The organism is Micromonospora sp. DSM 43699 (assembly GCF_055517075.1).
The window spans coordinates 1-24,827 of sequence record NZ_JBTMMT010000007.1 but is presented as its reverse complement, the minus strand read 5'-3'; the positions used below and the strand labels follow the sequence as shown (position 1 = coordinate 24,827).

Below are 24,827 nucleotides of genomic sequence, written 5' to 3'. Positions count from 1 at the left end.
GGCCCCTCCGGTGGCCGTTTCGCCGAGGACGTCCGGGGCGTCGACCCGGTCACGCACCGCGGGCCGACTGGCCCCGGGCCCGTCCGGTGGGTCACCATTCCGGCATGGCCGTCCCCGATCCGCACCGCGACCCGTCCGGCACCGTGTACGGCGTCCGGCGGCCCGCCCGCCCCGGGCCGACCCGCGATCCGCTGATGCGGTTCGCGCTGGCCGCCGGGCTGGTGGGCGTACTGCTGGGGGTCTTCTTCGCCACCGGTGTGCTGGGGGGCGGCGACGGCCGGGAGCAACCGGTGGTGCCGGCCGCAGCCGCACCGACCCCCGGCGCGCCCACCACGGCGGCACCGCCGGCCAGCCCGCCGCCCACGACCACGGCACCGCCCACCCCGACCCCACCGCCCACCACCCCGGCCACGCTCTCCGGGCCGACCGTGCTGCGCGCGGTCACCTCCGGCCTCTGCGTCGGCACCGACGGCGACGGCGAGACGGCCGCCGCCGAGTTGGCCACCTGCACCGGCGGGCCGGAGCAGCAGTGGGTCGCCAACCCGGTCGCCCCGGACCTGGTGACGCTCACCAACGCCGGACACGGGCAGTGCCTCGACGTCGAGGGCGGCAGCGGTGACGACGGCGCGAGGCTCCAGCAGTTCGGCTGCCACGGGCAGGCCAACCAGCAGTGGCGGGTGACCCCGGTCGGCACCGGGCCGGTCCTGCTGGTCGGCGTCCAGTCCGGCAAGTGTGCGCAGGTCAGGAACGACGGCACCGGGCCCGGCGACGACCTGGTGCAGGCCACCTGCACCGCCGCCGCCGGCCAGCAGTGGACCCTCGGCTGACCGGCGCGGCGCGGCGGTCGCCGTAGCGGGGCCGGTGCACCGGGCGGACCTCGACCCACCGGGCGGCCGGCAGCCCGACGGCAGGCCAGGCCGGCAGCCCGACGGCAGGCCAGGCCGGCGTCGGTCAGCCCCGGTAGCTCCAGGCTGCGGCGGTGCGGGCCGGCACCAGGAACGGCGGCGGCACCGCGCGACGTCGGCGCAGCAGCAGCGACAGCACCCCGGCCCCGATCGAGAGCGCCCCGGCCGCGTACCAGGCCGGCGCGTAGTCGCCGAGCCGGTCGCGGACCAGGCCGGCGCCGGTCGCCGCGACGGCGGCCCCGAACTGGTGCGCGGCGAAGACCCAACCGAAGACCACCGCCGCCGAGCCGCCGAAGTACTCCCGGCACAGGGCCACCGTCGGCGGCACGGTCGCCACCCAGTCCAGGCCGTAGAAGACGATGAAGACCAGCATGCTCGGCGCGACGCCGCCGGTGAACAGGCTGGGCAGCACCAGCAGCGACAGGCCCCGCAGCCCGTAGTAGGCGGCGAGCAGCAGCCGGCTGTCCACCCGGTCGGTGAGCCAGCCCGAGGCGATGGTGCCGACGATGTCGAAGAGCCCGACCAGGGCGAGCAGCCCCGCCGCCGTGGTCTGCGGCATCCCGTGATCGTGTGCGGCCGGCACGAAGTGGGTGCCGACCAGGCCGTTGGTGGTCGCACCACAGATCGCGAAGCCGCCGGCGAGCAGCCAGAACGGGCGGGTGCGGGCGGCGGCGGCGAGCGCGCCGACGGCCCGCGCGGCGGCGCCGCCCGCCGGCGGGGGCGGCGGCGTCACCTCGGTCGTGCCGTAGGCGGGCAGGCCGAGATCCGCCGGGTGTTCCCGCAACAACCAGACCACAAGTGGTACGACCGCCAGCGCCGCTGCGGCCACCACCAGTGCCGCCGTACGCCAACCGTGGTCACGGACCAGCACCGCCAGCAGCGGCAGGAAGACCAGTTGACCGGCCGCCCCACCGGCGGTGAGCACCCCGGTGACCAGCCCGCGTCGGGCGACGAACCAGCGCCCGGTGACGGTGGCGACGAGGGCCAGCGCCATCGACCCGGTGCCCAGCCCGACCAGGACACCCCAGCAGAGGATCAGTTGCCAGCTCGCCGTCATGAAGACGGTCAGGCCGCTGCCGAGGGCCACCAGCGCCAGCGCGCCGGCCACCACCCGGCGGATGCCGAACCGGTCCATCAGCGCGGCGGCGAACGGGGCGGTCAGGCCGTAGAGCAGCAGGTTGACCGAGACGGCGGCGGAGATGGTGGCCAGCGGCCAGCGGAACTCGGCGTGCAGCGGGTGCAGCAGCACCGACGGGGTGGCGCGGAAGCCGGCCGCGCCGACCAGGGCGACGAAGGTCACGGCGGCCACGGTCCAGGCCGGGTGGAGGCGACGGGATCGGATCACGCTCCGAGTCTCGGCGGCGTGCCCGGGCGGCGGCGAGTGGCCGGAAAGCCATCGTACGCAATAATCGGGCCATGACCCTCGTGCCGCACCGGATCGGCGTGCTGGCCCTCGACGGCGTGGTCGGCCTCGACCTGGGTGCCCCGGCGCAGGTCTTCGGGGCTGCCCGTGGCGACGACCGGCTACCGCTCTACACCGTCGACACCTGCACCCCCGGTGGCCGCCCGGTCCGCAGCACCGCCGGTTTCCGGGTCCTGCCCGACCACGACCTAGACCTGCTGACGACCGTCGACACGGTGGTGGTGCCCGGCCTGCACGACGGCCCGCCGATGACCGACGGCACGCTCGACCCGGCGGTGACCACGGCGCTGCGGGCCGCCCACCGCCGGGGCGCCCGGGTGATGTCGATCTGCACGGGCGCGTTCGTGCTGGCCGCCGCCGGGCTGCTCGGCGGCCTCCCGGCCACCACCCACTGGGCCTACGCCGACCGCTTCCGCCGGCTGTACCCCGAGGTCGACCTCGACCCGGACGTGCTGTTCATCGACGCCGGCCGGGTGCTCACCTCGGCCGGGGTGGCCGCCGGCATCGACCTCTGCCTGCACGTCGTCCGCAGCGACCACGGCAGCGAGGTGGCCAACCGGGCGGCCCGGCGGTGCGTGGTGCCCCCGTGGCGCGACGGTGGCCAGGCCCAGTACATCGAGCGGCCGGTGCCGCGCACCCCGGCCAGCGGCACCGCGGCCACCCGGGAGTGGGCCCGGCAGCGCCTGCACGAGCCGGTCGCCCTGCGGGAGTTGGCCGCCCACGCCCGGATGAGCGTGCGCACCTTCACCAGGCACTTCCGCTCGGAGACCGGGCTGAGCCCGGCGCAGTGGCTGCTCCAGCAGCGCACCGACCACGCCCGACTACTCCTGGAGACCACCGACCTGAGCGTCGAACAGGTGGCCCGGCGGGCGGGCTTCGGCACCACCGCCGCCCTGCGCCAGCACCTGCACACCCGGATCGGCGTCTCCCCCTCGGCCTACCGCCGCACCTTCCGCCGCGCCCCGGCCGCCGGGTCGGCACCTGCGGAGTCAGGCGGGCTGCGGCTGGTCGCTCAGCATCCGTAGCTGCCCGAGCTGCCGGGGCAGACGCAGCCCGGCCCACTGTCCACAACCCCCTTGCCACCCCGTCGGGCAGGGGGTCGTGCCGCCCGGATCACCCGGACGGACGGCACGTCGGCGGGGCCGGGATCAGCGCCCGGGGGTGCGCCGGGAACGGAGGTAGTCGGAGACCACGTACTCGCCCAGGTCGCCCAGGTCGGGGGTGAACAGGCGGCCCCGGGAGCGGCGGGCCACCGCGTCCATGAAACGGCGCAGGCCGGGATCCTCACCCAGCAGGAACAGGTTGAGGGTGACACCGGCACGGGCCAGCCGGTCCACCTCGCGGATGGTGGCCTGGACCGTCTCCGGCAGCGGCGGCCAGTGGAAGTACGCCTCGCCGTCGTCCGGGTCGAGGTGGGCGGTCGGCTCACCGTCGGTGACCACCAGCACCACCGGCTCGGCCCCCGGGTGCCGGCGCAGGTGCCGCCCGGCCAGCCGCAAGGCGTGCTGGAGGTTGGTGCCCTGCCGCAGGTCCGGCTCCACCGCCGCCAACTCCTGCTGGGTCAACGGCATCGCCTCCAGGCCGAAGCCGACGATCTGCAACGCGTCCTGCGGGAACCGGGTCGCCATCAGGTGCGACAGGGCCAGCGCCGTCTGCTTCATCGGCCCCCACCGCCCCTGCGACACCATCGAGTACGACAGGTCGACGCAGAGCACCACCGCCGCCGACGCCCGCCGTTCCGTCTCCACCACCTCGAAGTCCTCGACGGCGAGTTGGAGCGGCACCGTGGGACCGGCACGGCTGACCGCCCGGGTGAGCGTGCGCACCACGTCCAGCGGCTGCTCGTCGCCGTACTCCCACTGCCGGGAGGCACCGCTGACCTCGCCGGCCGCCCCGGCCGTGCGCAGGTCGTGCTGGCCGCGCGGGCCGGCGGTGAGGTCGGCGAAGACCCGGCGCAGCGCGGTGCCCGCCAACCGGCGCAGCGCCTTCGGGCTGAGCGTCAGCCCGTCGGCGTCCCGGCCCACCCAGCCCTGCCGGCGCAGCTCCCGCTCCAGCTCCCGCAGCCGGCTCACCTCGTCGGCGGCGTCCCGGCCCAGCGTCCGGGCGACCGCGTCGACGTCCACGTCGTCCAGGGTGGCCCCGGGATGCTGCTGGTCGAGGGAGTCGAGCAGTTCGTCCAGCTCGGCGATCTCGTCCAGCGCGTCGGTCGCCTCGCCGTAGCCGAGCGGCCGGTCGCCCCGGACCCGCTCGCCCCGCTGCCAGTCCAGGTCGGGGCGCAGGGCGCGCAGGTGGGCGTCGAGCGCGGACAGCTCACCGGTGAGCCGGTCGCCGAGCGACTGCCGCATCAGCCCGGCCAGCTCCTCGCGCTGCCGGTCAGACAGCGACCGCATCAGCCGCTGGCCGGCGGCCGACCGGCGGGCCAGCACGTCGACCAGCTCGTCGACGTCCTTCGGCTGCTCCGGGAAGAACTCGCCGTGCCGGCGCATGAACTCGGCGAACGCGTCGGTGGTGTCCTCCGCGCGGGCGTGCCGGGCCAGCAGGTCGTTGAGGTCGCGCATCATCTCGGCGAGCTGCGCCTGCACGGCCGGATCCCCGGCGGCCCGCGCGGCGTCGCGCAGCCCGGCGAACCGCTGCTCCAGCACGTCACCGCGCAGCCCGTCGAGAATCCGCTGATAGGTCTGCCGGGCCTCGTCGCTTGTCCACCGGTATTCGGCCAGCTCCTGCACGGCGCGGGCGGTGGACCGGGGCAGGTTGTCGAGCACCGTCTCGGCGAACCGGGCGTCGTCGTCGGTCCGCCCGCGCAGTGCGTCCCGCTCCGCCGCGAGCGCCTGGTCGAGCAGCGCCCGGGACCGGGTCACCGCACCGTCCAGGTCGCCCCGGCGCAGCGCCTCCCGGCGCAGCCGGCGGGCCCGGGCGGCCAGGTCGTCCAGGCCGCCCCGACCCTGCGGGCCCCGGCGCAGCAGATCGCGCAGCGCGTCCCGGAGGCTGCCGCCGGCCAGCACCTCCGCGCCGACCGCGTCCACCGCGGCGCGTACGTCGTACGGCGGGGCGAGCGGGTCGGGGCCGCCCTGCCACTGGCCGTACCGGAACCGGTTGCCGGCCATGCTCAGCTCCGACCGCCGTAGACGGTGCGGCCGGACTCGGTGACGTCCTTGCCGAGCCGGCGGGTCAGGTGCAACCCCTCCAGCACGAACTCGACACCGGCGGCGGCCTGTTCCGGGGTGGGCGCGTCGCCCAGCCCCAACCGGTCAAGTGCCTTGGCCAGCCCCGGCACGGTGCCGACCTGGCGCAGCAGTTCCGCCGAGGCGACCAGCTCACCGGTCTCGATCACCGCCCCCTCGGCGACCAGCGCGGTGAAGCCGGACAGGTCCAACCCGGCCAGCCGGGCCCGGAACGTCTCGGCGGTCGCGGTACGCAGCACGTGGGCCAGGATCTCGGTCTCCCGCCCCTCCTCACCGCTCTCGAACTCGACCTTGCCCCGCAGCGTCGAGGTCACCGACACCGCGTCACCGACCCGGGCGACGGGCGCTTCGGGACGTACCGTGGCGGCGCCGGCACCCGACGCGGAGCCGGCACCCCGCGACCCGGCCGGACCGGGGTCGGTGGCCGGGGACCCGGCGGGACCGGAGTCGGAGGTCGGCGCACCGGCGGGACCGGCGAGCAGGCCGGCGCGGCGCAACGCGGCGGCGGCGACCGTCTCGGCGGCGGCGATGGCGAACCGGGCGGAGACCCCGGAGCGCGGGTCCACCGACGGCGACTCGCGCACCGCGCGGGCGAACCGGGCCAGCACCTCCAGCACGTGCTCCGGCACCTCGGCGACCAGGTCGGCCTCCTGCCGGATCAGGGCCAGCTCCAGGTCCAGGTCGACCGGGTAGTGGGTCCGGACCTCCGCACCGAACCGGTCCTTGAGCGGGGTGATGATCCGGCCCCGGTTGGTGTAGTCCTCCGGGTTGGCGCTGGCCACCAGGAAGAGGTCCAGCGGCAGCCGCAGCTGGTAGCCACGGACCTGGATGTCCCGCTCCTCCAGCACGTTGAGCAGCGCCACCTGGATCCGCTCGGCCAGGTCGGGCAGCTCGTTGACGGCGAAGATGCCCCGGTTGGTACGCGGCACCAACCCGAAGTGGATCGTCTCCGGGTCGCCGAGGGTGCGCCCCTGGGCGATCCGGATCGGGTCGACGTCGCCGATCAGGTCACCGACGCTGGTGTCCGGGGTGGCCAGCTTCTCGCCGTACCGCATGGAGCGGTGCAGCCAGCCGATCGGCAGGTCGTCACCGGCCTCGGCGACCAGCGCGCGGGAGGCCGGGGTGAGCGGGTGCAGCGGGTGCTCGTTGAGCACCGACCCGGGGAGCACCGGGGTCCACTCGTCGAGCAGCGCCACGAGCGAACGGATCAGTCGGGTCTTGCCCTGGCCGCGCTCGCCGAGCAGCACCATGTCGTGGCCGGCGAGCAGGGCCCGCTCGACCTCGGGCAGCACACTGTCGTCGTAGCCGACGATGCCGGGGAAACGGTCCTCGCCGGAGCGCATCCGGGCGAGGAGGTTGTGGCGGAGTTCCTGCTTGACGGTCTGGTACCGGTGTCCGGCGGCGCGCAGTGCGCCGAGGGTGCCCGGCAGGTCGGCGGGCGGGACCGGGAGAGCCTGGTTGGGCGCAGTCACCCGACCCACGCTAGCGCGGTCGCGCTCCCGCCGCCCCCGTCACCGGGATCGCCCCCGCCGCGGGAGGCGGGCCGGTGGTCGGCGTCGTGCCGCTCACCTGCCGGCGCGGGCGCGGATCAGCTTCGGCAGCGCGGCCAGGCCGGTGACCGGCCGGAACTGCCGGGCGGCGGTGGCCAGGGCGGCGTACTCGTCGGCGGGCAGGTCGATCTCCGCGGCGGCGGCGTTGCGCTCCACCTGCTCCACGCTGGAGGCCCCGGGGATGGCCACCACGTTCGGGTGGTGCAGCAGGTAGGCCAGGGCGATCTGGCTGGGGGTGGCGTCGTGCGCGTCGGCCACCTCCCGCAGGGTGCCGATCAGCGCCGCGCCGCGTTCCAGGTTCTCCGGCAGGAAGTACGGGTTGGCCCGGCGCACCGCCCCGGTGGGCGGGTGGGCCGCGTCGTACCGGCCGGAGAGGAAGCCCTGGGCCAGCGGGCTGTACGCGATGACGACCCGCCCGGCCTGCTCCGCGTACGGGATCAGGTCCTCCTCCGGACCACGGTCGACCATGCTGTAGCGGACCTGGTTGCTCAGCACCCGCCGACCCAGCGCGGCCTCGGCGAACTGCCAGCGACGCAGCGGATAGTTGCTGACCCCGACCTCGCCGACCAGGCCGACGTCCTGGAGGGCGCGCATGCCCCGCATGGTGTGCGTGTCGGCGACCACCGGGTTGGCCTGGTGCACCTGGTAGAGGTCGATGCAGCGGACGCCGAGCCGGGCCGCCGAGGCGACCGCGCGCTGCTGCACCACCGGGGCCACCGGCAGCAGCGGAAAGATCTTGCTGGCCACCACGACCTTGGCCCGGTCGGCGTCGAGCGCCTCGCCGAGGATGCGCTCGCTGCGACCGAAGCCGTACAGCTCGGCGGTGTCGAACAGGGTCACCCCGAGGTCGAGTGCCCGCCTGACGATCTGGGTCGCCCGCCGCTCGTAGTCGGGCCCGTAGCCCCACTCCCGGGAACCGAACTGCCAGGTGCCGAGGCCGATCTTGGAAATGGGCTTGGGAGTGTCGACCGGGACGAAGCGCATACGCTCGAAGCTACCCTGGGCGGCGGCCCGACGAGCCCGAGTCGCCGTGTGCTGCCGGCGACGGGACGGCCCCGACCAGGGTGAACGCCCTGTCGGGGGGTCGGGCTAGGGTCGGGGCCGTGACCTACCTCGCCGCGGACGACCGCTACGACCAGATGACCTACCGCCGCAGCGGGCGCAGTGGCCTGCGACTGCCGGCCATCTCCCTCGGGCTGTGGCACAACTTCGGGCCGGACCGCCCGTTCGACAGGCAGCGGGACATCGTCCGCCGGGCGTTCGACCTCGGCGTCACCCACTTCGACCTCGCCAACAACTACGGTCCCCCGCCCGGCGCGGCCGAGGAGGCGTTCGGCCGACTGCTCGCCACCGACCTGAAGCCCTACCGGGACGAGCTGGTGGTGTCCAGCAAGGCGGGCTACCTGATGTGGCCCGGCCCGTACGGCGAGTGGGGCTCCCGCAAGAACCTGATCTCGTCGCTGGACCAGTCGCTGCGGCGGATGGGTCTGGACTACGTCGACGTCTTCTACTCCCACCGGTTCGACCCGGACACCCCGCTGGAGGAGACGATGGGCGCGCTCGACGCCATCGTCCGGTCCGGTCGGGCGCTCTACGTCGGCGTCTCCAACTACGACTCGGAGCAGACCGCGCGGGCCGCCGCGATCCTGCGTGACCTGGGTACGCCGCTGCTGATCAACCAGCCGTCCTACTCCATGCTCAACCGCTGGACGGAGGCCGACGGCCTGCTCGACACGCTGGCCGAGGTCGGGGCGGGCTGCATCGCCTACAGCCCGCTGGCCCAGGGGCTGCTCACCGACCGCTACCTCGGCGGCATCCCGGAGGATTCCCGGGTACGCACCAGCGTCTTCCTCGACGAGAGCGCCGTGACCGACGAGAAGCTGGCCACCGTCCGGGGCCTCGGCAAGGTCGCCGAAGGGCGTGGGCAGACCCTCGCCCAGCTCGCCCTGGCCTGGGCGCTGCGTGACCCCCGGATGACCAGCCTGATCATCGGGGCCAGCAGCGTGGCCCAGTTGGAGGGCAACGTCGCCGCCCTACGCCGCCTCGACCTCACCCCCGACGAGCTGAGCGAGATCGACCGCCTCCTCGGCTGACTCCCCCGCCGGCCGTCCCGCTCACCAGATGCGGCGGCGGCCGGCGCGGTGGTTGCGCACCCCGCAGGGGCGGCCGGGCGGGACGGGTGCCGGGCGGCGCAGCCGGGTCGCCACCAGCGCCACCAGCAGCACGGTCACCACCACCGCCGCGCCCACCACCAGCCGCAGGTTGCCGCCGCCGAGCCGGGTCACCGATGCCACCGGTACGCCGGCCTCCCCGCCCGGGCCGACGGACCCGCCGACGACCGAGGTGGCTTCGGGGGAGGCCGCCGGGGCCGTGCCGGCACCTGTCGACGTGGCACCTGTCGACGTGGTGCCTGTCGACGTGGTGCCTGTCGACGTGGTGCCGCTCGGGGCGGTGTCGGTCGGGCTGGCCGCCAGCACGCCGCCGGCCGGCCGGAACAGCACGTCGGAGCAGGAGTAGTAGGTGTCCGGGGTGTCGGAGTTCTGCCACACCGTGTAGATCAGGTGCCGGCCGGTCAAACCTGCGGGCAACCGCCCCGGCATCTGGTACGACCCGTCCCGCAGCGGCGGGTCGGTCACCGACAGGAACGGAATCCTGTCGAGGTCGGCCCAGCGCAGCGGAGTCTGCGGGTCGTACCCGGGGCGGGTGGTGTACAGCCGGAAGGTGCCCTTGTGCGGGATGGTGCCCCGGTAGCGGAAGGTGTACTTCGCCCCGGCGGTCAGCTCGGTCGCCGGCCAGTCCGCGCGGGCCAGGTCCAGCCCCCGGTAGGCGGAGAGCCCACCGCTGCACAGCTCGCCGTCCGGGATGCGCTGCCGGTCCCGGCCGGCGACGCCGTACACCCGGATGTTGTCCCACTCGCGCAGTGCCGCGCCCGCCGACACCGCCGCCAGGCAGGCCGATGTCGAGACGTGCGGCCCCTCCGGGCCGCAGGCCGCCGAACGGCTCAGCGGGCTGGTCGGTGCGCCGTGCGCGGCGGCGGGAGCCGCGTCGAGCAGCACAGTCACCGCCACGACCGCGAGGGCGGCGAGCGTTCGGCGTACGGTCATCTGGTCGACCTCCCGCCACTGGTACGGATGCGGACGGGCAAAGGTTCGACGGTCGGGCGCGGCGTGCCGGCGGCGAGGGGCGGCGGGTGGGGTCTGGTTGGCTCTACAGTGACCGCACTTCCCGTATCAAGGAGCGTGCGTGTCCGAGCCGGAACCGACGTCAGACTCCCCCGGGGGCAGCCCACCGCCGTCCGGGCCCCCGCCCGCCGCCGGGACGCCGTACCTGTTGACCATGCCCACCCTGGCGGGGGCGCCGCCGGCCATCAGGTGGCCCGGCCGGGAGGGTGAGCCCGGGTGGGCCATCCCGGTCCAGGTCCCGGACGGCACCCTCGGCTATGCCATCTTCCTGCCCCTGGTGCCGGCGACCACCGACGCCCCGGCGGGCGACGTCGACGCGCATCCGGAGACCGCCCCCGCCACCGGGCGGACAGAAGCACTCCCGTCGGCCGCCGCCCGGGCAACGGCAGCTCCTGCCGTGCCGGCCGCTCGAAGCGACGGGGCCCCGGCCGGCTCGACCGACGATGACCCGGCTGGCGAGGTATCCGGGCAGGCAGGGCAGGTTCCCGCAGCCCAGCGGGCCACGACGGTCCCCGCTCCGCGCACCGGGGCAGCCACCACCGCCGGCGAGCCGGCCCCGAAGAACCCGGCAGCGCCCGCCCCACAGCCCGGCCCGGACCGGCCGGCGACGCCCGGTCCGGGCGCGCCCCCGGTGCCGCCCGGTCCGGGCGCGCCCCCGGTGCCGCCGGGTCCGGGCGCGCCCCCGGTGCCGCCGGGTGCCGGTGCACGGCCGGCCCCGTACTGGGGTGGGCCGCCGGCGTCCTGGGCCCCGCAGCCGCCACCGCCGTCGTTCCTCAGCACCCGGTGGCCCGGACCCCGGCCCGCGACCGGGTGGGCGGTGCCGGCGGCGGTGCTCGTCGGCGCGCTGGGCGTGGCGTTCTTCGTCCCGCTGAGCCGCACCGGCATCGGCTGGTTCCTCGGCTGGTTGATCCTCACCGTCGGGGTGGTCGCCGCCGTCCGGAAGAGCACCGAGGCGCTGACCCGCACCGACCGGCTGATCCGGGGCGGCTGGGCGGTGGCCGCGCTGGCGCTGCTGGCCGTGCTGGCCTTCCGTAACGCCTGGTGGCTGGTGACCTTCTGCGTGTTCGGGGCACTGGGCTGCGCGGCGCTGGCCATCGTGGGCGGAAGACAGCTCCGTTCGATCCTGTTCAGCCTGGTCGCGGCCCCGTTCGCGGCGCTGCGCGGGCTGCCCTGGGTACGTCGGCACGTGACCACCACCGGCTCCGGCCAGTTGGTGCCCCGGGTCGTCGGCTCGGTCGTCGCCACCGCCGTGGTGCTGCTCGTCTTCGGGCTGCTGCTCTCCTCCGCCGATGCCGCCTTCAACCAGGTGCTCGGCGCGATCGTGCCCGAGATCAACGTCGGTACGGTGATCCGCTGGATCTTCCTGGCCACGCTGGGCGGGTTGATCGCGGTCGCCGCCACCTACACCCTGACCGCCCCGCCGGACCTGTCCGCTGTCGACCGGGAGGGTCGCCGTCGGTGGGGGACGCTGGAGTGGGCCCCGGCCATCGCGGCCCTGACACTGCTCTTCGTCGGCTTCGTCGCGGTGCAGTTCACAGTGCTCTTCGGCGGTCAGCGGCACGTCCTGCGCACCGCCGGCCTGAGCTACGCCGAGTACGCCCGCAGCGGGTTCTGGCAGCTCACCGTGGTGACCCTGCTGACCGTGGCGGTGCTGGGCGGGGTGACCCGGTGGGCGCGACGGGAGACCCGGGTCGAACGGATCCTGCTGCGGGTGCTGCTCGGGCTGCTCAGCGCGCTCAGCGTGGTGATCGTGGTGTCCGCGCTGTCCCGGATGTACACCTACCAGAAGGTCTACAGCTTCACCGGCGAGCGGATCTTCGTGATGGCCTTCGAGCTGCTGCTCGGCGCGGTCTTCCTGATGATCCTGGCGGCGGGGGTGCGGTGGCAGGGCCGCTGGGTTCCCGGCGTCACCGTCGGCCTGGCCGTGGTGATGCTGCTCGGCCTGGCCGTGCTCAACCCGGAGGACTACGCGGCCCGCCGCAACATCGCCCGGTACGAGCAGTCCGGCAAGATCGACGCCTGGTACCTGCGGGCGCTCTCCGCCGACGCCACCCCCGCCCTGGCCAACCTGCCGGACCGGGTCCGCCGCTGCACGCTGAGCTGGATCGACGACGACCTCGCCGAACCGGATCCGTGGTACGCCTGGAACCTGGGCCGCACCCGGGCCCGCGCCGAACTGGACCGGCTGGGCCCGCGCGCGATCGGTGGGCAGAAGGACTGCAAGGCCGCCGACCAGTTCGACCTGCCGAAGACCCGCCGCACGCCCCGCTGACCGTCCCACACCGCACCGCACCGCACCGCACTGCACCGAATCCGCTGCCCGGCCCGGATCGTTTACCGGGTCGGGCAGCGCTGTTCCACCACCGAACCGCCCGGTGACGATTTCGCCGGGACGGGCAACCCGCGGCGCCGGACCCCGCGTGACTATCTCGACATGGGGATCGGAGGCCTGAATGGGTGATCGCGACGCGGCGTTCGCGGCGTACTTCGCGGCGAGGTCGGAGGCGATGCGCGGCACCGCGTACCTGCTCTGCGGCGACTGGCACCGGGCGGAGGACCTGGTGCAGACCGCGTTCACGAAGCTCTATCTGGTCTGGAACCGGGTCTCCCGGCACGAGGTACTGGACGCCTACGTGCGGCAGATCCTGGTCCGGACCTTCCTCGACGAGCGGCGGCGCGGCTGGTGGCGGCGGGAACGGGTGGGTGCCGAGCAGAGCGAGCGGCCGGCACCGCCCGAGTCACCGGAGAACCGGCTGGTGCTGCTCCAGGCGCTGGCCGCCGTACCGCCACGGCAGCGGGCCGTCCTGGTGCTCCGTTACTGGGAGGACCAGTCCGTCGAGGAGGCCGCGGCGGTGCTCGGCTGCTCCACCGGGACGGTGAAGAGCCAGTCGGCGCGCGGGCTGGAAACGCTGCGCGGCCTCCTGTCCCCCACCCTCAGCGGAGTCCGGAAGGGACAACGATGAACGGCGAAGAGTTGCGCGAGGCACTACGTACCGAGATGGCCGGCACCACCCGGCCGCCGTCGTTGAGCGTGGACGCCGCGCTGCGTGCGGCCCGACGGACCCGGGTACGACGCCGTACCGCCTGGGCCGGCGTCGGACTGGCGGTGGCGCTGCTCGCGGTGACCGGGGTGAGGGCGATCGGCGCCCCCGGTTCCGGCGGGTTCACCCCGGCGGCGTCCGATCCCGGTCCCGTCCCACCCCCGTCGGTGCACGACACCAAGCAGGCGTGGCCGACCGGGCCCGACGGTCGTCCCCAGGAGGACCGGACCGCGCGGGCGGGCACCCGGTACGACCAGGGGGTCCGACTGCTCGACGAACTCGTCGCGGTGGTACCGACCAGGTACACCGTGCCGGCGGACCCGGCGAACCCGCCCGCCGGCCAGCCCCTGGTGCGCGACCATCAGGCACAGTTCGACGGCGAGTTGGACGGGGTCGAGGTGTGGAGTTACACGTCCTCGGTCACCGTGCAGCAGGGGCAACGGATGGGCCGGTTGCTCGTCGAGGTGCACAGTGCCGGCAACCGGTTGTCGACCGGGCCGTGCCCGCTGACCCGGCAGTTCTGGGGCATGGCGGGCGAGTGCGAGGTGGTGACCGTCGGCACGACGCAGGTCGGCGTGGTGGTCCGGCCCGGCGGGGACGACCGGTTCGACCAGTGGGCCGCCTACCGGCACCCGGACGGGGTGGTGGTCTTCGTCGCGCAGTCGGCGAGGCTCGGCGACGGCCAACCGGAACTGACCGCCCTGCCGTTCTCGCCGCGACAGCTGGCGACCCTCGCCGGTGACGAACGGTTCCATCTGCGCTGAGAGGACTTGCCCGGGATAAGCGGGTTGCCCGGTAGGCGGCAGCCATCCGCAATTCCGGCACCCGTCCGGTTACCCGCCGGGTTACCGTCGCGGGCGCATTTCCCCTGGTAGGACGGTATTTGATCAGCCAGAAAACGGCTGTCAACGGAAACCTCGGAGAAACGAGAACTGGTTAGCGTTCGCGACCGTTGAACGCTCAACTCGTTCCGAGGAGAATCCTTTGAAGGTACGAACATCGAGGAGTATGCGCGTACTCCTCTCGGTGATCGTCGCGGTGACGGCCCCGGTGGCACTGGCGACGCCGGCCACCGCGGCGTCACCCACCGCAGTCGCACCACCCCCGGCCGCCTCGCCGGACCTGCCCGACCCGACGGCCCGCGGCCCCTTCGGTCACCGGGCCGTCCAGGAGGCCAAGTTCGGCCTCGCCAGCATCCAGGAGCCGAACTCCGCAGGCGCCGACCCGACGGCCGGCACGGCGCAGGCGGCGGAGCAGGTCGAGATCCGGGGTCAGCTCTACACGCCGGACTGGACCAAGCGCACCACCCCGTCGCCGGTGATCGTGCTGGTGCACGGCAACCACGGCTCGTGCGACTCCGGTCAGGACACCGCCCAGCTCACCTGCGCCCAGTTCAAGCACAACGAGAACGGCTACGCCTACCTGGCGGAAAACCTCGCCACCTGGGGCTACACCACGTTCTCGGTGTCCCAGGACCAGCTGATGATGCGGCAGGACAGCAGCAAGGGCAAGGGCATGCACAGCCGGCGGCTGCTCATCGCCGCCACCCTGGACGCGATAAGCGCGGCGAACCGCCCCGGCGGGCTGCCTGTCGACCCGCACACCACAGTCGGCACCACCCTCGCCGGTCGCCTCGACCTGACCCGCATCGGCCTGATGGGCCACTCGCGCGGTGGTGACGCGGTGTCGAGCTTCATCGACTACAACCGGATCCGCACCGACGGTCCGCGTTATCCGCTGCGCGGGGTCATCTCGCTAGCGCCTGTGGACTACGAGCGCAAGGCCCCGTACGGGATGCCGTACATGTCGATCCTGCCGATGTGCGACGGCGACGTCTCCAACCTCCAGGGCGCGCGGCTCTTCGAACGCAGCCAGTACGTCAACCCGGGCGACCCCTTCCCCCGGATCCAGGTGGAGCACCTGGGCGCGATCCACAACTGGTACAACACCGTCTGGTACGCCGACGGCGGCGCGGACGGCCAGGCCAACAACGACGCCGCCTGCGGCAACTCGGCGCCGTTCGCGACCAACAACATCCACCCCAACAACCTGCGGCTCAGCGGTGCGGCCAGCTACACCGACCCCGACCTGAACTACTCCATCGACAACTCCGACCCGTTGAACCCGGCCGTGAACACCAAGTTCTCCGGCGACGCGGCGCGGATGGGTGACCAGGAGAAGCTCGGGCTGGCGACGATGGCCGCCTTCTTCCGGCGCTACGTCGGCGGCGAGGGCGCGTTCCAGCCCTACCTGACAGGTGAGCTGGCGAACACCCCGAGCGGGCTCCAGGTCCCGGCGTCGGCCTGCCCGACCAGCCCGTCCGGCACCGCCATCGGATGCAACGAGCGGGTCAACACCAGCTACTTCGCCGCCCCGCAGGAGCGGGTGGACGTGATCCGTCCCGAGGTGAACAACCCGCTCACCCGCAACGCCCTCGGCGGCACCCTGACCGGCAGCGGCTTCGCCGACCCGTACGCGCAGGCCGCCGGGGTGACGCCGAAGCCGGCGACCACCACAGGTGGTTACGACTGGTGCAACCCGGAGCCGCAGGACTTCGCCCCGGCGCAGCTCGGCAGGACCGGGCTGCCGACCGCCGCCAAGCCCTGCCCGCTGCCGGCAGCCGGTGCGCTCGGCGGGCAGAACGGCACCCGGGAGAACAGCCCGGTCAACCACTCCTACGGCCGACAGCTCACCCTCGCCTGGGAGCCGGGCTCGACCGCGTCGCTGACCGCCGCGATCCCGGCCGCGTCCGGCGACGTACGGCACCTGAAGGCGCTCGCCCTCAGCGCCGCCGTGAACTTCTTCGACACCCGCAACCCGGGTGCCGACAACCGGGGCGACAACACCCGGGACACCACTGTCAACGGCACCCCGACCAACCCGGTCTGGCCCAACGAGAAGCCCACGTCGTACGACCCGTCGTCGACCACCCAACGGTTCGTGATCGCGCTGCGCGACACCGCCGGCCACGAGGGGACCGTCGACGCCGGGGATCCCCGCTGGGGCAACGCCCTGCACATGTCGACGGGCACCAACACCCCGAACACCCACGTCGTCCTCGACCAGATCCGGGTCCCGCTCGCCGAGTTCGCGGCGCAGGGCGTGGACGTGGGCGCCCTGGCGAAGCTGGAACTCCGCTTCGGCGTGGGCGACCTGCCGAAGTCCGGCTCGATCGAGCTGGCCGACGTACGTTTCCAGGAGACCGAGGCGGGGGCGCAGATCCTGTCCGACGGCGACAAGGCCGACGGCGCGGGTCACGGCCCGGCCGCCCTCGGCGGCCCCGACCCGGCGACCTACCTCGCCGGCTACGACAACACCCCGGGCAACGTCGCGCTCGTCGACCCGGTGGCCAACCCGCAGGGCAACACCACCTGGACTGTCGACGACGACCGGAAGCAGTGCCCGACGGCGGACTTCACCTCGATCCAGCGGGCAGTCGACTTCGCGTCGCCGTGGGACACCATTGTGGTCTGCGCGGGGGTCTACCAGGAGTCGTCGACGCCGGTGAACCACGCGTCCAACCCGGTGCAGACCGGCGCCCGCAACGGCCTGACCATCACCAAGCCGCTGAAGATCAAGGGCGCAGGCGCGGACAAGGTGACCATCAAGCCGGACCCGTCGCTGGGGAACCTGGCCGGCGACCAGCCGTACCTGCGCGACGGCGGCGGCAACGTGATCACCGTTTCCCGCCAGTCGCTCGGCTCGACCGACACCAACGAGATGTTCCTCGACCTGTCGGGGGTGACGGTCACCTCCGGTGAGGTCTGGGCCGAGGCGGGCATCGCGTTCTTCGGCGCGGCCGGCCGGGTCGCGGACAGCGTCGTCGGCCCGCTGCGGGTGGCGAGCACCGACGAGGAACTGGCCGCGCACCCGCACGGCTGGGGCATCGTGAAGACCGGCGTCATCCGGGGAGCGGGCACCGGCACGGTGGAGAGCGAGGTGACGGTCACCGGCAGCGTGGTCAGCGGCTACCAGTCCGGGGGCATCCTCTTCGACGGCGCGCGGGGCCGCGACGGCACCCCCGACACCACCGTCCGCAGCGGCATCAGGCAGCACGGGTACGTGACCGACACCGTGGTCACCGGCGAGCCGAACAGCCGGTTCCCGCAGACCGGCATCGCGTACACCAGCGGGACGGACGGCTTCGTGAACACCAGCCGGATCACCGGGAACTACTATGCGCCCGCGCCGTCGCGGTCGTACGGCATCCTGCTGACCGACGCCGGCACCGGGACGGCCGGGGCGCTCGCCGGCACCCGCAACGTGCTCACCGGCAACGGGTTCGCCGTCTACAACGCCAACGCCGACAACACCGCCGTCCGCGAGGGTGCACCGTTCGCGCTGACCGGCAGCTACCTCGGCAGCGGGCAACCGGTGCCGGGCGGCCCGGCGGTCCCGGAGACCGGCGTCGAGGCGATCTCCGGCGTGGACAGCACCGGTGCGGCCACCGTCACCGTCACCAAGCGTCGCCCGACGCCGCCACCGGCGGTGCCCACCGGAGTGGGTCGGGTCGCCGACGCCGCGCCCTCGGCCGAACTGGCCGACCCGGGACGCGGCGCGGTGTTCCAGGTCGGGACGACGGTGCACCCGCTGATCCGGGGCACCGACGACTTCGCCATCGCCTCGACGAGCCTGTTCGTCAACGGCACCCTGGTCGGCACCAGCACCACCGCCCCCTACCTGTTCGACTGGACGCCGACGGCGAAGGACGCCGGCCGGCAGGTCAGGTTCCAGGCGATGGTGGTCGACTCGTCCGGGCAGTCGACGCTGTCCAAGCCGATCGTCGGCACCGTGGATCCGGCGACGCCGCCGCCGATCGTACGGATCGACAAGGTGGAGGCCGACACCGCGTCGGGTACGGCGACGCTCACCGCGACCGTCAACACGGCAGGCACCCTCACCCTCACCGGTGAGAAGGTGAATGCGGTCACCCGGCAGGTGGCGAAGGCGAACACCGTGACGATGACCGTGACGGTGGCACCCGCGTACCGCCAGACCCTTGTCAAGACCGGTCGACTCGACGTGGCGTTCACTGTCGGGTTCGCCAACGCGGCCGGGCAGAGCCCGGACGAGACGGTGCAGATGACCCTGATCAGGTCGTGACGGCCCGACGCTGAGGGGAAGGGTCTCTCCGCAAGGGGGCCCTTCCCCTCGGTGTGTCCGGGGTCGCCGACGTGCCCTGCCCTGTGCGGATCGGGCGTCGGCGTGACTAGCTCGTCGGGTCGGCCTTGAGGCTGGTCAGGAAGCTGGCCCAGGAGCGGCCGTCGAAGGCGAGCACCGGGCCGCTGCGGTCCTTCGTGTCGCGGACGTCCACCGCTCCACCGACGAACCGCACCTCGACGCAGGCCGCGTTGTTTGAGCTGCGAGAGGACTTGAACCAGCCACGATCGGGGGTGGGGAGAATGGTCATCACGTCATCTCCTTGGCGATCCGCCGGATCAGCTCCAGCGACTCCGTCGAGCTTAACGCCCGTTCCCGCGCCTCGGCGAAGGTGACGACGTAGTCCGCGACCCGGCTGGACTGGTCGATGATGTCGCTGGAGGTCAGCACCTCCTGCCACACCAGGTCGGGCAGTCGGGGCGACGGGAACGACAGGATCTGGAACGGGCCACCGAGCGCGGGATGCGCTCCGGCGGTGAACGGCATCACCCGGATCTCGATCTGCTCCGGGCGCTCGGTCAGCAACCGGCCGAGGTGGTCGAGCTGGGCGCGCATCACCTCCGGCCCGCCCACCTGCTGCCGCAGCACGCCCTCGGCGATCACGGTGGTCACGCGGATAGGGTAGTCACCGTCCAATCGCCGTTGCCGCGCCATCCGCGCGGCAACGCGCCGGTCCATCTCGGTCAGTCGCACGTAGGTGTTGCCGCCCCGGATGACGGCGCGGGCGTATTCCTCGGTCTGCAACAGCCCATGGAGCAGCTCGTTATCGTAGGTGCGGATGTGGTCGGCACCTGCCTCGTAGCCGAGGAAGCGCAGGAACTCGGCCGGGAAGAGCTGCGAATACTGGTGCCACCAGGCCCGCTGCGCGGCAGCGACCCGCAGCCCCTCCAGCTCGGCCGCGTCGGCAGGATCGAGTTCGTAGACCGTGACCAGCTGGGCCAGTCGGTCGGCGGGCAGCTTGACCCGCCCCGCCTCCACCCCCGAGATGTACGCCTGCGTGATGCCGCTCGCGCGGCCCGCCGCGACGGCTGTCATCCCCACCTCTTCCCGGCGCTCCCGCAGCCGCATGCCCAGCTCCCACGCCTGCACGGTGGGCGACACGAGCGGCGGTGGCGACTTGCGGCGCGTCTTTGCGGGGTTCGGTGTCATCTCAACTCCATCCGTCCATGGTCTGCATGGCAACCATGACCATAGTCGGCTGACACTCCGAAGACCAGGGTCTTGATATCATCATCTTCATCGGTAATGCTCTTTGGCAGGAGGTTCATCGACAGGAGGAGGCAGCATGTTCGAGCCGGGCAGCTGGACCAGCCAGGAGCCGCAGGTGCGGCACGCGTTCTCGCTCTGCCGGGTCGTCGACGCCGGCACCCCCGACCAGTGGTACGACCTGCTCGGTGTCGTCCGGGTGCCGGTCGACCGGCTGGCCCCCGACAAGCAGCGTGACCAGCTCCGCCCCTGGGCGCTGGCCACGCTGACGGCCGGCGGTTACGGCTTCGGCCGCTACTACGCGTGCTACTCCACGCTCGACGAAGACGACGAACCCGACAAGGCCATCACCGACGAGGACATCAACTGGTCCGGCAGCACCATCCTGGTCCCCGCCACGCCACCGGCCACCCCGTGCTGAAACGTGGCCTTCATTAGACTGCCCTGGTTGAGACGTAAGTCAATTTCTGCGGAGGCGCTGCACACCCAGGGGGTCACGAACGAAGCGCGGTACAGCCGGCAGCACTAGCTGCGGCGTATGTCGCGTTACCGCAAGCTCAACATCCGAGTCACTGACGCTGCGGGCAGGCGGGAATCGGATGGCCCCCACCGCGGGCCAGATGGGTACCCAACAGTCTGGGCGACGCCGAGGAACTGGCACTCCCCAACCTGTGACGGTATAGGTCAACAGCGCCACACCCCGGAAGACGAGGCACGTCCACATAGCGTGCCGCACCTCGGAGTCATCCCATGACCGGTCTCTTCGGATAATTCTCACCGTGGCTTGAGGAAGCGAGAACTCGCGCTCTCCAACGTGCCTCCCCAGCCAAACCGAACTGTGCTCGGGTGGAAGCTCAGTCTGTTGGAGCCGGCGACGCATTGCTAAGGTTGTCGTCGCCGGCGTCGGTGTGGAAACTTCCCGCATCCACGCCGTCTTGATTGCCCAGGTAGCAAGATCGGCTGCCCGATCTGGCTGAATCACAATTGCCTGCCGGCTACCCGCCGAGTCGATCAGGTCTGACACGGTGGGTTGCACCCGCTGCTCAAGCCGACTCATCCACCCGTTGTTGCAGCCCCGACAAACCTCTCGCGCAACCAACGTCAGGACAGAACCTTGGCGTTCAGTCACTACAGTCGGATCCTCGGTGAAAGCATCGACAGCGGTTCGCCGAAAGCCGGCATGGTGTACGTAACGGGTGGGGTTCGGAGTCTCCAGGTACCCGTGCATCCACCGTGGCCAGATGTGCTCTTTGCTGAGCGATCCGGTGAGGCCACAAAACGCACACGCCCGCCCCTGGCGTGTCCGGCCGCGCTGTCCATTCGCCACGGTGCCCTTCCCCGTCCACGCTCACCCCGCCGGGTCCTCTATCAACTTTCATCATCTGGCGTCAGGAAGGTAGCTTCCACCGCACGAGCGCGTCGCCATACTCGCACCTGACCTGCCTCAAGAAACCTGGCAGCCGGACCGAAGAGGGCAAACTGCGACCTCGGGCCACCAAGAACCGAAGGCCATTGCTTTGTAGCAGGTGGCGGCCGTACCGTCACGTCCACTTCATGATCCACCCACCCAGGTCGGGCAAAGTGACCGCCGTCACGTAGTAGCTTCGGACGGGTCGTGGACCGCGTCCGGGGCCGAATAGGGTCAAACAATCAAGGGCTTGCTCATCAAATTCGATGAGCAAGCCCTTGATTCGCTACCTAAGGGTGGAGCCGAGGGGACTCGAACCCCTGACCCCCACACTGCCAGTGTGGTGCGCTACCAGCTGCGCCACGGCCCCTTGCGGTCGGCCCGGTCGCCCGGGCACGGAGAGAACTATACACACGACGCCCGGCATGGTCATCTCGCGGGGGTGCCCCCGGAAGCGCCCGGTGGATCAGTTCAGTGCCACGTCCGGGGGGAAGTGCGCGACCGCCGCCATCATGCCGCCCTGCCGGCGCAGCACCATCGGCCAGAGGTCGTCCGGGCGGTCGACGAAGGCGTCGCCGGGCAGCGCGTCGAGCACGAACCAGGAGCCGTCCTCGATCTCCTGCTCCAACTGCCCGGCGCCCCAGCCGGAGTAGCCGGCGAAGACCCGGATGCCGCCGATGCTGTCCCGCATCCGCTCCGGGTCGACCGACAGGTCGACGGTGCCGACCGCGCCGGAGATCGGCTGGAAGCCCTTCAGCCGCCGCATCGGGTGGCGCATCCGGGCCAGGCAGATCGCCGACTCCGGCTGCACCGGGCCGCCTTCGAAGAGCACCGCCGGGTGCCGGGCGAGGTCGCTCCACTCACCGAGGACGTCCGCGACGGCGACCTCGGTGGCCCGGTTGAGCACCACCCCGAGCGCCCCGTTGGCCTCGTGGGCGACAAGCAGCACCACCGTACGATCGAAGTTCGGGTCTTTGAGGGCCGGTGTCGCGACCAGCAGTCGCCCGGTCATCGACTCCACGGCACGACCGCTGATCGCCGGTCCCTCCCCCTGCATCTCGGACATCGTCAGCCGCGCACCGGGTCCGACAACCGGGCACCACCGACCATCCGTGCTGTCACCGCCATGTCTGGCACCATAGCCTGCACCCGGTGCGGTGGCTAAGGTCTGACCGACAGGTGATCGAGGGCGGTCGAGGGAGGGTCGATGGGTCCGACGGCGGACATCGCGGTGATCGGCGGTTCGGGGTTGTACGCGCTCCTCGACGACGCGACGGAACACCGGGTGGAGACACCGTACGGCGACCCTTCGGACGTGATCACCGTCGCACCGGTGGGCGGCCGGCGGGTGGCCTTCCTGCCCCGGCACGGGCGTGACCACCGCCACCCCCCGCACCTGATCCCGTACCGGGCGAACCTGTGGGCGCTGCGCACGCTGGGGGTACGCCAGGTGCTCGCCCCGTGTGCCGTCGGCGGGCTCCGCCCCGAGCTGGGCCCCGGCACCTTCGTGGTGCCCGACCAGCTGGTCGACCGGACCAGTGGCCGGGTGCAGACCTACTACGACCAGGGCGCGGTGCACGTGGCGTTCGGTGACCCGTACTGCCCGGTGGGGCGGCGTACCCTGCTCGACGCGGCGACCGGGCGGGACGTGCCGGCGGTGGACGGCGGCACGGTGGTGGTTGTCGAGGGCCCCCGCTTCTCCACCCGCGCGGAATCCCGCTGGTACGCCTCGATGGGCGGCGCGGTGGTCAACATGACAGGCCACCCGGAGGCGGTGCTCGCCCGCGAACTGGCCCTCTGCTACACCTCCATCGCCCTGGTCACCGACCTGGACGCCGGTGTGGAGGCCGGCGACTCGGTCACCCAGGACGAGGTCTTCCGGGTCTTCGGCGAGAACACCGACCGGCTGCGGGGTGTACTGCTGGACGCGGTGGGCGCCCTGCCCGCCGACCGCGACTGCTCCTGCCGGCACGCGCTGGACGGCATCAGGACCCCGTTCCCGCTCCCCTGAGCCGCGCCCGTCGGGCGCGGTCCGGGAGGCGATAGCCGGCAAAGCGCCTGAACCGCAGCCTGCCGCCCGATAGATTCGGCAGGTCGGGGGCGGATCGCCGGGGCCCGGCGGGCAGCGGCGCGGGCCGGGGACACGGAGGCGGGGGCGATGGCGACCGTCCGGGAGACCACCTACGACCTGCTCCGCGCCCTCGGCCTCACCACGATCTTCGGCAACCCCGGCTCGACCGAGGAGCCGTTCCTCCAGGACTTCCCGGCCGACTTCCACTACGTGCACGCCCTGCACGAGGCGTCGGCGGTGGCCATGGCCGACGGGTACGCGCAGGCCACCGGCCGGCCGGCGCACGTCAACCTGCACACCGCCCCGGGCACCGGCAACGGCATGGGCAACCTCGTCACCGCCTGGCACAACCGGACCCCGCTGATCGTCTCCGCCGGGCAGCAGAGCCGGGAGATGCTGCTGCTGGAGCCCCGGCTGGCCAGCCGGCGACCGACCGAGCTTCCCCAGCCGTACGTGAAGTGGAGCCACGAGCCGGCGCGGGCGCAGGACGTGCCGGCGGCCTTCATGCGGGCGTACGCCACGGCGGCGCAACCGCCGACCGGACCGGTCTATCTCTCCCTGCCGCTCGACGACTGGCAGCAGCCGGCGGACCCGCCGCCACAGGTGCGGACGGTGGCCACCCGGTTCGCCCCCGACCCGCGTCGGCTGCGGGAGTTCGCCGCGGTGCTGGCGGCCGGCCGCAACCCGGTGCTGGTGCTCGGCGCGGCCGTGGACCGGGCCGCCGCCTGGCCGGTCGCGGTGGCGGTGGCGGAGCGGCTCGCCGCGCCGGTCTGGTCCGCGCCGGCACCGGAGCGGGCCGCCTTCCCGGAGCACCACCCGCATTACCGGGGGGTGCTGCCGTACGCGATCGCCCCCCTGGCCGAGAAGCTCACCGGGCACGACGTGGTGCTGGTGGTCGGTGCGCCGGTGTTCCGCTACTACCCGCACGTGCCCGGCGACCACCTGCCGCCCGGGGCCCGGCTGCTGCACGTCACCGACGACCCGGACGAGGCGGCCCGCGCCCCGGTGGGCGACAGCCTGCTCGGTGACGCCGGGCTGACCCTGGCCGCGCTGCTGGACCTGCTGCCGGCGGCCGACCGGCCCCCGCCCGCGCCCCGCCCGACACCGCCGCCCCCGGAGCCCGGTGACCCGCCCGGCGCGGACGCGCTCTTCGCCGCGTTGGCCGCCTGCTGGCCCACCGACGGGGTGCTGGTGCAGGAGTCACCGTCCAACCTGGCGGCGCTGCGTCGCCGGCTCCCGGTGACCCGCCCGGCGTCGTACTTCACCATGGCCAGCGGCGGGCTCGGCTACGGGCTGCCGGCCGCCGTCGGCATCGCCCTCGCCGAACGGGACACCGGGCGGGGCCGGCCGGTCGTCGCGGTGATCGGGGACGGCTCCTTCCACTACTCGGTGCAGGCACTGTGGACCGCCGCCCGGCTGCGGTTGCCGGTGGTCGTGCTGGTCCCGGTGAACCAGCAGTACGCCATCCTCAAGGCGTTCGCCGAGCTGAAGTCCACACCCGGCGTGCCCGGACTGGACCTGCCGGGCCTCGACCTCACCGCCATCGCCCGGGGCTACGGCTGCGCCACCCGCGTCGTCGACACCCCGGCCGACCTGGACGACGCCCTGACCGAGGCACTACGCGCGAACCGACCGACCGTACTGGCCGCCCCCATCAGCCCCACCATCCCCAACCTCCTCTAACCCCCCACCCCACCCC

Annotated in this window: 18 protein-coding genes and 1 tRNA gene; 10 read left to right on the top strand and 9 right to left on the bottom strand. The window is 73.0% G+C overall.

The window, feature by feature from the left end; translation table 11 throughout:
- Positions 1-104 precede the first annotated feature (104 nt).
- A complete protein-coding gene (locus AC0AIB_RS05575) occupies positions 105-827 on the top strand; it encodes an RICIN domain-containing protein (RefSeq protein WP_328339795.1) in 723 nt (240 codons plus the stop codon).
- A 124-nt stretch (positions 828-951) separates the two neighbouring features.
- Here AC0AIB_RS05575 and AC0AIB_RS05570 read toward each other — a convergent pair whose 3' ends face one another.
- A complete protein-coding gene (locus AC0AIB_RS05570) occupies positions 952-2,247 on the bottom strand; it encodes an MFS transporter (protein WP_328348911.1) in 1,296 nt (431 codons plus the stop codon).
- A 74-nt stretch (positions 2,248-2,321) separates the two neighbouring features.
- Between AC0AIB_RS05570 and AC0AIB_RS05565 the strand changes: the two genes are divergently transcribed.
- Complete coding sequence (locus tag AC0AIB_RS05565) at positions 2,322-3,353, top strand: GlxA family transcriptional regulator (protein WP_328339797.1); 1,032 nt, start codon at positions 2,322-2,324, stop codon at positions 3,351-3,353.
- A gap of 123 nt (positions 3,354-3,476) precedes the next feature.
- On the opposite strand, the gene AC0AIB_RS05560 is transcribed toward AC0AIB_RS05565, so the two are convergent.
- The 3 genes from AC0AIB_RS05560 to AC0AIB_RS05550 all read right to left on the bottom strand — a co-directional run bounded on the left by AC0AIB_RS05560 (position 3,477) and on the right by AC0AIB_RS05550 (position 8,044).
- Complete coding sequence (locus AC0AIB_RS05560; protein ID WP_465096169.1) at positions 3,477-5,432, bottom strand: vWA domain-containing protein; 1,956 nt, start codon at positions 5,430-5,432, stop codon at positions 3,477-3,479.
- Between the two features lie 2 nt (positions 5,433-5,434).
- On the bottom strand, positions 5,435-6,991 hold the full coding sequence (locus AC0AIB_RS05555) for a magnesium chelatase (protein ID WP_328339802.1): 1,557 nt from the start codon (positions 6,989-6,991) through the stop codon (positions 5,435-5,437).
- An 84-nt stretch (positions 6,992-7,075) separates the two neighbouring features.
- Positions 7,076-8,044: an aldo/keto reductase gene (locus AC0AIB_RS05550; RefSeq protein WP_328339804.1), complete on the bottom strand. Its 969-nt coding sequence runs from the start codon at positions 8,042-8,044 to the stop codon at positions 7,076-7,078.
- A gap of 119 nt (positions 8,045-8,163) precedes the next feature.
- On the opposite strand from AC0AIB_RS05550, the gene mgrA reads away from it, so the two are divergent.
- Positions 8,164-9,153: an L-glyceraldehyde 3-phosphate reductase gene (mgrA, locus tag AC0AIB_RS05545; protein ID WP_328339806.1), complete on the top strand. Its 990-nt coding sequence runs from the start codon at positions 8,164-8,166 to the stop codon at positions 9,151-9,153.
- 21 nt (positions 9,154-9,174) lie between these two features.
- On the opposite strand, the gene AC0AIB_RS05540 is transcribed toward mgrA, so the two are convergent.
- Positions 9,175-10,164: a lytic polysaccharide monooxygenase auxiliary activity family 9 protein gene (locus AC0AIB_RS05540; RefSeq protein ID WP_465096168.1), complete on the bottom strand. Its 990-nt coding sequence runs from the start codon at positions 10,162-10,164 to the stop codon at positions 9,175-9,177.
- A gap of 139 nt (positions 10,165-10,303) precedes the next feature.
- Between AC0AIB_RS05540 and AC0AIB_RS05535 the strand changes: the two genes are divergently transcribed.
- The 4 genes from AC0AIB_RS05535 (at position 10,304) to AC0AIB_RS05520 (ending at position 18,386) form a co-directional block, all read left to right on the top strand.
- Entirely contained in the window at positions 10,304-12,514 is a 2,211-nt protein-coding gene (locus AC0AIB_RS05535) for a DUF4153 domain-containing protein (RefSeq protein ID WP_465096167.1), read from the top strand.
- A 181-nt stretch (positions 12,515-12,695) separates the two neighbouring features.
- Complete coding sequence (locus AC0AIB_RS05530) at positions 12,696-13,205, top strand: SigE family RNA polymerase sigma factor (protein WP_328339811.1); 510 nt, start codon at positions 12,696-12,698, stop codon at positions 13,203-13,205.
- Positions 13,202-14,047 carry a hypothetical protein gene (locus AC0AIB_RS05525; RefSeq protein WP_465096166.1) on the top strand — a complete coding sequence of 282 codons (846 nt, stop codon included), beginning with the start codon at positions 13,202-13,204 and terminating at the stop codon, positions 14,045-14,047. The genes AC0AIB_RS05530 and AC0AIB_RS05525 overlap by 4 nt, the downstream gene beginning before the upstream one ends.
- Positions 14,048-14,291: 244 nt before the next feature.
- A complete protein-coding gene (locus tag AC0AIB_RS05520; protein ID WP_465096165.1) occupies positions 14,292-18,386 on the top strand; it encodes an Ig-like domain-containing protein in 4,095 nt (1,364 codons plus the stop codon).
- A 106-nt stretch (positions 18,387-18,492) separates the two neighbouring features.
- Here AC0AIB_RS05520 and AC0AIB_RS05515 read toward each other — a convergent pair whose 3' ends face one another.
- Together AC0AIB_RS05515 and AC0AIB_RS05510 are read right to left on the bottom strand one after the other, a co-directional pair.
- The gene (locus tag AC0AIB_RS05515; protein ID WP_328339817.1) at positions 18,493-18,693 is read right to left on the bottom strand and encodes a DUF397 domain-containing protein; all 201 of its coding nucleotides are present in this window, start codon (positions 18,691-18,693) and stop codon (positions 18,493-18,495) included.
- Positions 18,693-19,592, bottom strand: a complete 900-nt coding sequence (locus tag AC0AIB_RS05510; protein WP_328339819.1) for a helix-turn-helix domain-containing protein — start codon at positions 19,590-19,592, stop codon at positions 18,693-18,695. The genes AC0AIB_RS05515 and AC0AIB_RS05510 overlap by 1 nt, the downstream gene beginning before the upstream one ends.
- Before the next feature lie 136 nt (positions 19,593-19,728).
- Between AC0AIB_RS05510 and AC0AIB_RS05505 the strand changes: the two genes are divergently transcribed.
- Positions 19,729-20,070, top strand: a complete 342-nt coding sequence (locus tag AC0AIB_RS05505; protein WP_328339821.1) for a hypothetical protein — start codon at positions 19,729-19,731, stop codon at positions 20,068-20,070.
- Between the two features lie 1,284 nt (positions 20,071-21,354).
- Here AC0AIB_RS05505 and AC0AIB_RS05500 read toward each other — a convergent pair.
- Both AC0AIB_RS05500 and AC0AIB_RS05495 read right to left on the bottom strand, forming a co-directional pair.
- A tRNA-Ala gene (locus AC0AIB_RS05500) sits at positions 21,355-21,427 on the bottom strand.
- Positions 21,428-21,523: 96 nt separating this feature from the next.
- Positions 21,524-22,114: a YqgE/AlgH family protein gene (locus AC0AIB_RS05495; protein WP_328339823.1), complete on the bottom strand. Its 591-nt coding sequence runs from the start codon at positions 22,112-22,114 to the stop codon at positions 21,524-21,526.
- Positions 22,115-22,264: 150 nt separating this feature from the next.
- Between AC0AIB_RS05495 and AC0AIB_RS05490 the strand changes: the two genes are divergently transcribed.
- Together AC0AIB_RS05490 and mdlC are read left to right on the top strand one after the other, a co-directional pair.
- Positions 22,265-23,068 carry an S-methyl-5'-thioadenosine phosphorylase gene (locus tag AC0AIB_RS05490; RefSeq protein ID WP_465096164.1) on the top strand — a complete coding sequence of 268 codons (804 nt, stop codon included), beginning with the start codon at positions 22,265-22,267 and terminating at the stop codon, positions 23,066-23,068.
- Between the two features lie 147 nt (positions 23,069-23,215).
- A complete protein-coding gene (gene mdlC / locus AC0AIB_RS05485) occupies positions 23,216-24,811 on the top strand; it encodes a benzoylformate decarboxylase (protein ID WP_465096163.1) in 1,596 nt (531 codons plus the stop codon).
- Positions 24,812-24,827: the final 16 nt, after the last annotated feature.

Excerpts from the sequence above, each read along its gene's own strand:
- AC0AIB_RS05560 (WP_465096169.1), bottom strand. The coding sequence starts at position 5,432 with ATGGCCGGCAACCGGTTCCGGTACGGCCAGTGGCAGGGCGGCCCCGAC.
- AC0AIB_RS05525 (WP_465096166.1), top strand. The coding sequence starts at position 13,202 with ATGAACGGCGAAGAGTTGCGCGAGGCACTACGTACCGAGATGGCCGGC.
- AC0AIB_RS05510 (WP_328339819.1), bottom strand. The coding sequence starts at position 19,592 with ATGACACCGAACCCCGCAAAGACGCGCCGCAAGTCGCCACCGCCGCTC.
- AC0AIB_RS05495 (WP_328339823.1), bottom strand. The coding sequence starts at position 22,114 with ATGCAGGGGGAGGGACCGGCGATCAGCGGTCGTGCCGTGGAGTCGATG.
- AC0AIB_RS05515 (WP_328339817.1), bottom strand. The coding sequence starts at position 18,693 with ATGACCATTCTCCCCACCCCCGATCGTGGCTGGTTCAAGTCCTCTCGC.
- AC0AIB_RS05550 (WP_328339804.1), bottom strand. The coding sequence starts at position 8,044 with ATGCGCTTCGTCCCGGTCGACACTCCCAAGCCCATTTCCAAGATCGGC.
- mdlC (WP_465096163.1), top strand. The coding sequence starts at position 23,216 with ATGGCGACCGTCCGGGAGACCACCTACGACCTGCTCCGCGCCCTCGGC.
- AC0AIB_RS05575 (WP_328339795.1), top strand. The coding sequence starts at position 105 with ATGGCCGTCCCCGATCCGCACCGCGACCCGTCCGGCACCGTGTACGGC.
- AC0AIB_RS05540 (WP_465096168.1), bottom strand. The coding sequence starts at position 10,164 with ATGACCGTACGCCGAACGCTCGCCGCCCTCGCGGTCGTGGCGGTGACT.
- AC0AIB_RS05565 (WP_328339797.1), top strand. The coding sequence starts at position 2,322 with ATGACCCTCGTGCCGCACCGGATCGGCGTGCTGGCCCTCGACGGCGTG.
- AC0AIB_RS05505 (WP_328339821.1), top strand. The coding sequence starts at position 19,729 with ATGTTCGAGCCGGGCAGCTGGACCAGCCAGGAGCCGCAGGTGCGGCAC.
- AC0AIB_RS05520 (WP_465096165.1), top strand. The coding sequence starts at position 14,292 with ATGCGCGTACTCCTCTCGGTGATCGTCGCGGTGACGGCCCCGGTGGCA.
- AC0AIB_RS05530 (WP_328339811.1), top strand. The coding sequence starts at position 12,696 with ATGGGTGATCGCGACGCGGCGTTCGCGGCGTACTTCGCGGCGAGGTCG.
- AC0AIB_RS05490 (WP_465096164.1), top strand. The coding sequence starts at position 22,265 with ATGGGTCCGACGGCGGACATCGCGGTGATCGGCGGTTCGGGGTTGTAC.